The following is a 9,084-nucleotide window of genomic DNA, read 5'->3' on the forward strand; positions in this document are numbered from 1 at the left end:
CCAAAGCTGAGTTTTAAACTTTGGTTTGACTAACAGGTTAGTCCAACCTTAAACCTGTGTCCTTGACATAGGTCAATACGGTTGTAATTAATTATTTAAAATGTAACCCAATGCCTCTACCCATCATTTATTCACTTCTTATATTTTTATCTCCCTGAAGGGAATGTGCCTCTGCAAGGAGCGTCTATCCCAGAAGGGATTAAATAGCTCCGTCTATTGGATATACGTATAAGCATTACAAAGCTGAATAATAGGTTTCTACTTTGATTTCAGCTTCCATAGGTAATAGAAAGCGGGCAGTACTAATAAGGTTAAAATGACCGCACTTACCATTCCTCCTACCATCGGAGCAGCAATTCGGCTCATTACCTCAGAGCCAGTTCCTGTACCAAGTAGTATGGGTATCAAGCCTGCGATGACCGCTGCTGCAGTCATCATCACCGGACGAACACGCAATCCCGCTCCAGTGATAACCGCTTGCATCAATTGAGTCTTGGTTAGTGAGTTCCCGATTGAATTAGTTGAATTCTTAGTGAGCTCTTCTCGCCAGGCTTGATTGAGGTAAACCAGCATGATCACGCTGATTTCAACAGCCACCCCAGCCAGTGCGATGAATCCCACACCAACAGCAATAGAAAAGTTAAAGCCCATCAAGTAGAGCAACCAGATACTCCCAATCAAGGCAAAAGGCAATGTACCCATCAGTAGGACAACTTCCGTAAAGTTTCTGAAATTCATGAATAGGAGTATGGCTATAATCGCTAGTGTCAGTGGTACTACATAAGTGAGCTTTTCTTTGGCTCGAAGCATGTATTCATATTGACCTGACCAATGGATTGAGTAGCCGGTAGGGAGTTCCAGTTCTTTACGGACGGACTCCATAGCTGTTTCAACATAAGAGCCAATATCAACACCTTCTATATCAACGAATGTCCAGCCGTTGATACGGGAGTTTTCACTTTTGATTGCTGGGGGGCCACTTTCAATTTTTATGTCAGCTACATCACCCAGAGCGATCCTTTGTCCTTTAGCCGTGACAATCGGAAGTAATGCCATCTGCTCTGGTGAATCCCGATAGGACTGTGGGTATCTTATATTCACGGGATAACGCTCAAGCCCCTCTACAGTTTGGGTGACATTTACCCCGCCAATTGCAGATGCAACGACTTGTTGTACGTCGGCAATATTAAGACCAAAGCGTGAAGCTTTTTCTCGATCAATATCCACCTTGATATAACGCCCACCGGCAACACGCTCGGAATAGACTGAGGCGGTACCAGGCACATCTGCCAATATTGTTTCAAGTTGTTGGCCTATCTGCTGAATTACAGGGAGTTCTGCGCCAGCAACTTTTATTCCCACCGGGGTTTTAATCCCCGTTGCCAACATGTCAATCCGTGTTTTTATCGGCATGACCCAAGCATTGGTCAGACCGGGCAATTTAACCAAATTATCAAGCTCTTTTTTCAATGACTCTGTTGTCACACCTTCACGCCATTCACTTCGCTCTTTTAACTGGATGAAAGTTTCGATCATGGTCAATGGAGCTGGATCGGTCGCTGTTTCAGCTCGGCCAATCTTGCCAAATACCGTTTTCACCTCAGGTACGGTCATAATTAACTTATCCGTTTGCTGAAGAATCTCTCGGGCTTTACCAATGGAAATGCCAGGATAAGTGGTGGGCATATACATGAGATCGCCTTCATCAAGTGGAGGGATAAACTCACTGCCAATTTTCTGTAAAGGCCAATAGGTTGAAGCCAAGCCAAGTAGCGCAATGAAAATGGCTGTTTTGGGAAACGCTAAAACCATTTTCAAAACCGGCATATAAGCGGCGACCAACAACCGGTTGATGGGATTTTTGTGTTCCGGTAATACTTTCCCTCGGATGAAGTAGCCCATCAAGACAGGAACCAGCGTAATCGCCAACGCTGCAGATGCCGCCATCGCATAGGTTTTAGTGAAGGCGAGCGGTGAAAACATACGTCCCTCTTGTGCTTCCAGTGTAAATACCGGCACAAAACTGACAGTGATTATCAGTAGGCTGAAGAATAATGCTGGTCCAACCTCAGAAGCAGAGTCAGCCACTACTTGCCATCGATTTTCCTTGGTAAGAGACGTTTTTTCCATATGCTTATGCATATTTTCAATCATCACTATAGCGCCATCGATCATGGCGCCGATGGCGATAGCGATACCGCCCAATGACATGATATTGGCATTGATACCCTGGATATGCATGACGGTAAATGCAGTGAGAATACCGACAGGAAGACTAACAATAGCAACAAGTGATGACCGAACATGGAATAAGAAGAGCATACATACCAGTGCAACAACGGCAAACTCTTCCAGTAATTTGTGCCAAAGGTTGTCTACAGCACGCTCAATAAGTCCCGAGCGATCGTAAACCGTCACAATCTCAACACCTTCTGGTAGACCTTGTTTAAGTTCCTGCAATTTATCCTTGACACCCTCAATGGTTTTTTGTGCATTCTCGCCAAAGCGCATGACGACAACACCACCTACAGTTTCACCGAGGCCATTCAATTCTGCGATACCTCTACGCATTTGTGGACCAAGCTTGATTTCTGCAACATCACCAAGTGTAAGGGGGGTACCCTGGCTATTGACGCCCAAGGGAACTTGGGCGAGGTCGGTTTGGGACTGAATATAGCCGGTCGCTCTCACCATATATTCGGCTTCGGCCATTTCTACTACAGAAGCACCCACCTCCTGATTGCCACGCTTGATGGCTGTCTGAATGTGTGACAGAGGGATACCAAAAGCTCGAATTTTTTCAGGATTCACATTTACCTGATACTGCTTGACCATGCCGCCAACAGCAGCAACTTCTGATACCCCTGGCACTGTCTGTAATTCATATTTCAGGAACCAGTCCTGCAATGAACGTAATTCGCTGATGTCTTGTTTACCGGTTCTGTCTATGAGCGCATATAGGTAAACCCATCCAACACCCGTAGCATCAGGACCCAATTGAGGTCTGGCATTTTCGGGTAGTGACGGTGCCACTTGACTCAAGTATTCCAATACTCTGCTCCGCGCCCAGTATAGGTCTGTGTCCTCATCAAAAATTACATAGACATAAGAGTCACCAAAAAATGAATATCCTCTTACAGTGACCGCACCCGGCACTGATAACATTGCTGTGGTCAGAGGGTAGGTCACCTGATCCTCAACAACCTGGGGAGCCTGTCCCGGATAGCTAGTCTTGATAATGACTTGAACATCAGAAAGATCAGGGATCGCGTCTACCGGTGTGTTTTTTAAAGAGAACACCCCAACACCAACCAAAATCAAAGTGGCAAGCAAGACAAAAAAGCGATTACTGATTGACCAGCGAATGATTGACTCAACCATTGTTGTTCCCTCCTACATGCCTGAGTGTTGCTGGTATGAATGCTCAGGGTCTTCAGCATCCGCCTTTTGAGTACTTGTTGCCTGATTAAGCGCTATACGGTCAGACTGAACATCATCACGTATCGAACTCATTGGCCTGTTAGTTTGAGTTGCAGAGCTTTGGTTTGTAGTGCCATCAGCATCTTTGATATGTATCTCGGTGATTTCGTAGCGATCAGTACCTGATTTAGTGATTTCCATGTGCAGTTGTGTACCTTTTGAGAGAGCGCTCAGATCAATATTTTCACTGACAATGAAATCCATAGTCATCGCCGGCCAATCCCACTCACTGATTGCTGAATGGGTAGCTGTGACCATTCGATGTTCCGCCATAACTGACTCAATCTTTGCCTCAACCCATACAGATTGAGGCTTGGAGTCTTCATGATGCATGCGCTTGAAATCTGAAGTCTTGCTGGATTCTGAGTCAAGAAGAAACTGTGCAGAACTGACCACTTCCTCACCCGGTTCAAGACCACTGATGATTTCTACATGATTTTCACCAATGTTGCCGGCGATAACTGCAATAGACTTAAACTTGCCCTCTCCAAGAGCCAGCACAACACGATCCTGATCGCCTGTTCGGATAAGCGCTTCAGTTGGGAGCATCAGTTTTTCTTCCCCTTCAGCAGTCGCTATCGTCACTTGAGCAAACATATTCGGTTTGAGGACATAATCTTCGTTATCAAAGCGAAGCCGGACTCGAACTGTTCTCGTCTCGTCATTTAATGTGGGGTAAACATAGTCGACTTTTCCAAGCCACTCTCTTCCGGGCATATAATCTAGAGTCATGGTGACAGCTTGCCCTGCCTCGACCAGCTCTGCCTGACGTTCAAAGATTTCAGCTTCAACCCAGACTGTGCTGAGGTCACCCACCGACATCAAATTCATGCCCGGCTTGACATAGAACCCCTCACGCACATTAAGGTTATCGACGACCCCAGTCTGCGGAGCATAGAACGTTATGGCTTGCTGGACCTTGCGTGTTTGTTTGATTTGGTTAATAACTGAGCCAGCTATTTGTAATGCCTTCAAGCGATCTTCAGATGCTTTAATTAAGCGTACATTGTCTCGATTAAGCGCCAAGACAAGCTCTTCTTGGGCGTTTACAAGTTCAGGTGAGTAAAGCTTATAGAGTGGTTGTCCTCTTTTAATTGGGTCACCGGCAGCTTTGACATAAAGCTTTTCTACCCAGCCCTCAACCCGTGGATGGATATGAACTAGTTTGTCTTCATCGTACTGAACATAACCAACCGTTTTTATTTCTGAATGAATGGGCAGGTATTCAGCCTTAACAGTCCTCACCCCGATATTATTGACAACATCTGGAGAGATGGTGATTGTTCCTGGGCCCGAGTCCATGGAGGTTTCGTTTTCTTCATACACAGGAATCAGATCCATACCCATTGGTGATTTACCCGGTTGGTCTCGGCGATAATTGGGGTCCATAGGTGCAACCCAATATAACGGTTGCTTTTCTACGGAGTCATTATCATGAGCCGTGTTATCTTCAAAGTACTTCCGCGTCATACCATATGTGATTACTGCCGTTAGCATTATTGCAATCAGCATCAGTAATATAGTCTTGTGTGGACTAGTCATTTTGATTCCCGTTAATGGATGTCTTGTATTCAGATGAACTTGAGAAATAGTTCAGTTCAGCAATTGTTTTTAGCCGGTCTATGTTGATAGACAGGTAGTCGATGTTGGCATTGAGCTCAGCAATACGAGCACGAACAACTTCGGCAAAGTCGCCATCATCATTGGTATAAGCGTTTAAAGAAGCTTCAGCCTGATCATTCATCTCTTTTAACAGGCGCTCACTGTACAGTTCGCGGCGCTTCTCTAGCCAGATTAGTCTCTCTTTGGCTTGATGAAAACGTGCCTTGATCGTACGTAATGCGAGGGTTTTATCAGTTTTTAACGCTTCCTTACTGCTTACCGCTGCTTCTACTTCCTTGTCTTGTCGTTTTTCCGTGAAAATGGGTAAATCAAAGCTTATACCTAATGAAAAGAAATCACTGCGGTCTTGACCACCGGGGGCGTCATCTCTGTAGCCATAGCTTGCATTAACTCCCCATTGTGATTTGTATTTTTGTCTTGTCAGATCAACATTGGTCTCTGAAGCCGTGATTTGTTGCTCTAGGCTCCTGATTATTGGATGGTTAATAAAATCTGGGGTTTCATACTTAGCTAGGTTGACAGTTTCTTCGTGGTCAGTTTTAAGCTTTAATTCTAATTCCGGCAGTGTTTGTGAAACTCCCGCTTCCTGCCAATTTGTTCCCGTGCCATAAAGCCATTCGGCAAGTTTTTCCTGAGTCTCACTTCTTTTTCTATCAAGTACTGTTAGTCGGTCTTCAATTCGTGTCAGCTCGAGCTGGGCTCGAACAAGATCCTGTTGGCGGCTTCTTCCAAATGTACTGCTGTAACTTACTTCAGCCACTTCGACAAGATACTCAAACAATGATCTGTCCTTTTCAATCAGTCGAATAGTCTCTTGGCTCTGATATAAATCGAGCCATAATTGAGTAACTGTCAATTGCACTTTCGCGTATCTGTCTTGACGCAAAAAAGGGTGCCGGCGACTCATTTCTTCCAACTTTTGTCTTTGCAACTCGAGCGTTTCACCCCGAGGAAAAACTTGGGAGACACCCGCTTTAAATTGTGTCATTGGCTCTTGATTAAAGTCGAAACTGTCCAGAGGCATATTCGCGAATCCAAGTGATATGACAGGATCAGGTAACTGACCAGCAGCTATGCTCTGAGCAATATTGGCCTGTTCTTTCTGATAACTTCCTTCTATCCAGGGATCATTTTTCTGAGCCATCTCGATAGCTTTTTCAAGAGAGAGCTCTTGAGCTGACAGAGACAAAATATTGAGAGCTAGAGCCATAAAAACAAAAGCTTTAAGTGACTCAGTGCTAAAAATTTTAAACCGTAAATATTTGATATTACGCATTGGTACTGTTCCGGTTTGAGCTTCATGAACGTAGTGTCTGCACTGATTTTTGTTTGTCTTTTGAAGACTGGGAGTCAGAAGACACTCAACTCTGTGTTGATGTGGATAATTTAACCGCAAGCAAAAATGCTAATTATGCTGTTCGTCCCGTGAAACTTGAGCTTCTGGTGCAGAATTATTGACACCATTTGAGTTTTACAGTCGTCTAAAGCAGGCGGATCTATCCTGTGATTAGGTAAATGGGAGGGCGGAAAAATGAGTTCGAATCAAAGTCTGAATAGCTTTCCCCAAGGACAGGGTGAAGGTAGTTTGAAATTTTGACTGAAAACAATTGAGGGGGGATGGAAGATGTATGAGCTACCTGGCTGAGGGACAAACAATAACTGATATTACAAGTCGAGGTGTCACAGCAATCTACAGCTAGCTCTTTACCATGTTTGACATGATGAGTTTGCTCAGTATCACGTTTGTCACTCGATTCCAAAAAATGAGAGCCAGACGTATGCATGGCCATATCTTTGCATGGCGCAGATATAGCAATTAGTGGCTGAGCTAAAAAGGCCATCACTACAATGACCTGCAAAAATAGTTTGGAAACTCTGAGCATCCTGTCATACGCCTTCAGGCAACATCTTTGGATTTCATAATAACGCCTGCCCCAACAAAAAAGAAGAGATGTAATGAACTTGTAATGATCTAAATCAAATTTGATAAAGATTTAATGAATTACAGCATTTTATCTATTAGTATTTGTACTTTTTAATCAACGATTATCATCAGAGTTCATATATAGCTGGTAATTAATTTTAGGGAAGATGTCTGAATGAATGTGCAGTACGTTTGGTTAGTTTGGTCTCTGGCATTTCTTATTCCGTGGATGATTGTATACATAGCTTCACCGGCCTATCGCTCCATAATGTTGAAAGCAAGTTTGATTACCATGCTATTTGGTTTTACTGAGCCGTTGTTTGTGCCTGAATATTGGAGCCCACCAAGTTTATTCAACTTGGCTTTGGAAACTGGGTTTGATGTAGAAAGTTTGATTTTTTGTTTCGGTATCGGTGGAATCGGTGCGGTGGCTTATAACGTTGTCACACGTCAAAGGCTTCAAGCTATCTCTTTTCAAGCTCGTTTAACAAAGCGGCATAAACACCACACACTGGCAGTGGTTACGCCTTTTATCTTGTTTCCAGTATTGATGCTTTGGAATTGGAATCCGATTTATCCCGCCATCATGTCGATGATTGCAGGAGGAATAGCAAATAGCCTATGCCGACCAGACCTCTCTATTAAGAGTTTTTGGGGCAGCGTTCTCTTTCTTGCTTACTATTCGCTGTATGTTCTTGGTCTTGAGAGCTTAGCGCCCGGCTACATTGAGCGTGTGTGGAATCTGGACGCGCTAAGTGGCCTGTTCATTCTTCGTATTCCAATTGAGGAGCTTCTCTTTGCAGCTAGTTTTGGTTATTACTGGACTGGCCTTTACGAGCACTTAACCTGGAAACAAACACAGAGATAACGGTTAATTGTCTTTATATGGATGGCCCAAATTATCCAGTTGTCCTTCTTCGTTGTAATGGATAAAGCTATCGTGGATTTTGTCGAGCCATGACTGCTCGATGTTGATGCCCGTAGATTTAATGAAAGCTTCTATTTCTTCTAAAGACACCTGAACCAGATCGTACTCAATCTCGAGTTGGCCTTGATTTATCGTGGCTTCAGTGACTCCCATCAGAGAGTTTAGGGCTCGAATCAGCAGACTTGCTGACTCATTGTTATTTGGCAACTCTAGATTGAGGGTGCGTTTTTTATGCACTTTTATCCCATGTTGTTTGGCTGACTTGCCTTGTTTGGGATCACCAATGTACAAGCTTGGTCTTTGATTGAATCTATCTCGGCACTGTTCAGAGCATAACCAAAAAGTCATACCTCTTTGTGTGACTTCATAGCTATCTTCAGATACTGTCATTTTGCATACAGGACAATTTTTTGTTCGTGTCATTTCACTTGCTTTTCGAATACATCATGGCTGAAGGCGGTTATATATTACCGCAAAAATCCAAGCACTCAGTCCTACAGACAAAGACCAAAGGATAAGACCTTTAATGAACCCTGATAATGTTAATGACCACATCATGTCCTGAATATCCATATGGATCATATCGCCAGAGGCCATAATAGTAGCTTGAGGTAATAAAAATACTAATAAGCTACAGATAATCCAAATAATGGCGGTTGTTAAGGTGGCTGCCAGAGCGAATTTGGCGCTGTTGAGTTTCATTTGGTTTCCCCTCTCTTCGAATTTTCAGTAAAAACATGATCATCTGTTTAGAAATTTGAAGCATTGATTTATATCAACAAAGACATTTTTACTACTGCCTGACCGATCTAGTAACTAAAAGATTAGCAAAGACTGATGTTATCGTTGCCAATAACCTTAATATTAACTGGATTTAACTTATGAACGTTTATTTAGGAATATTACATCTTATAGTCGTATAAGAAATATTTTATGCCTGTTTATATTTCATAACTAACTGTTTTTATTGATTTATAATGTGTGTTTATACCTTTCCCTACACCAGATCAATAAACCAGTGCTCATTCAGACATTCATCCCGAAACTTACCGTTAAAACTCTCAACATAGCCATTTTGCATTGGCTTACCCGGCTGTATCAGCTTGAGTTCAACACCATTTTGATAAGC

General features: G+C 43.3%; 6 protein-coding genes and 1 pseudogene. 1 reads left to right on the top strand and 6 read right to left on the bottom strand.

What is annotated here, in order from left to right; translation table 11 throughout:
* Window positions 1–258: 258 nt before the first annotated feature.
* Genes FH755_RS13355 through FH755_RS13365 form a run of 3 tightly spaced genes read right to left on the bottom strand, consistent with a single transcriptional unit; the run spans window position 259 to window position 6,379 of the window.
* Window positions 259–3,381, bottom strand: coding sequence for an efflux RND transporter permease subunit (locus FH755_RS13355; RefSeq protein ID WP_292441614.1), 3,123 nt, complete (start codon window positions 3,379–3,381; stop codon window positions 259–261).
* 12 nt (window positions 3,382–3,393) lie between these two features.
* Window positions 3,394–5,022: an efflux RND transporter periplasmic adaptor subunit gene (locus tag FH755_RS13360; RefSeq protein WP_292441615.1), complete on the bottom strand. Its 1,629-nt coding sequence runs from the start codon at window positions 5,020–5,022 to the stop codon at window positions 3,394–3,396.
* On the bottom strand, window positions 5,015–6,379 hold the full coding sequence (locus tag FH755_RS13365) for a TolC family protein (RefSeq protein ID WP_292441616.1): 1,365 nt from the start codon (window positions 6,377–6,379) through the stop codon (window positions 5,015–5,017). The genes FH755_RS13360 and FH755_RS13365 overlap by 8 nt, the downstream gene beginning before the upstream one ends.
* 823 nt (window positions 6,380–7,202) lie before the next feature.
* Here FH755_RS13365 and FH755_RS13370 point away from each other — a divergent pair.
* Window positions 7,203–7,895, top strand: a complete 693-nt coding sequence (locus tag FH755_RS13370) for a lycopene cyclase domain-containing protein (RefSeq protein ID WP_292441617.1) — start codon at window positions 7,203–7,205, stop codon at window positions 7,893–7,895.
* A 3-nt stretch (window positions 7,896–7,898) separates the two neighbouring features.
* Here FH755_RS13370 and FH755_RS13375 read toward each other — a convergent pair whose 3' ends face one another.
* From FH755_RS13375 to FH755_RS13385, 3 genes and pseudogenes are all read right to left on the bottom strand, one after another.
* The gene (locus tag FH755_RS13375) at window positions 7,899–8,378 is read right to left on the bottom strand and encodes a YHS domain-containing protein (protein WP_292441618.1); all 480 of its coding nucleotides are present in this window, start codon (window positions 8,376–8,378) and stop codon (window positions 7,899–7,901) included.
* Window positions 8,379–8,399: 21 nt separating this feature from the next.
* Window positions 8,400–8,657, bottom strand: coding sequence for a DUF5676 family membrane protein (locus tag FH755_RS13380; RefSeq protein WP_292441619.1), 258 nt, complete (start codon window positions 8,655–8,657; stop codon window positions 8,400–8,402).
* Between the two features lie 298 nt (window positions 8,658–8,955).
* Window positions 8,956–9,084: pseudogene (locus FH755_RS13385) on the bottom strand (transposase); the annotation flags it as partial.

The sequence above is a fragment of the Methylophaga sp. genome, from assembly GCF_009711715.1.
Lineage (GTDB): Bacteria > Pseudomonadota > Gammaproteobacteria > Nitrosococcales > Methylophagaceae > Methylophaga.

Bases quoted from the DNA above. Each gene is read 5' to 3' on its own strand.
- FH755_RS13355 (WP_292441614.1), bottom strand. From the start codon at position 3,381: ATGGTTGAGTCAATCATTCGCTGGTCAATCAGTAATCGCTTTTTTGTC.
- FH755_RS13360 (WP_292441615.1), bottom strand. From the start codon at position 5,022: ATGACTAGTCCACACAAGACTATATTACTGATGCTGATTGCAATAATG.
- FH755_RS13365 (WP_292441616.1), bottom strand. From the start codon at position 6,379: ATGCGTAATATCAAATATTTACGGTTTAAAATTTTTAGCACTGAGTCA.
- FH755_RS13370 (WP_292441617.1), top strand. From the start codon at position 7,203: ATGAATGTGCAGTACGTTTGGTTAGTTTGGTCTCTGGCATTTCTTATT.
- FH755_RS13375 (WP_292441618.1), bottom strand. From the start codon at position 8,378: ATGACACGAACAAAAAATTGTCCTGTATGCAAAATGACAGTATCTGAA.
- FH755_RS13380 (WP_292441619.1), bottom strand. From the start codon at position 8,657: ATGAAACTCAACAGCGCCAAATTCGCTCTGGCAGCCACCTTAACAACC.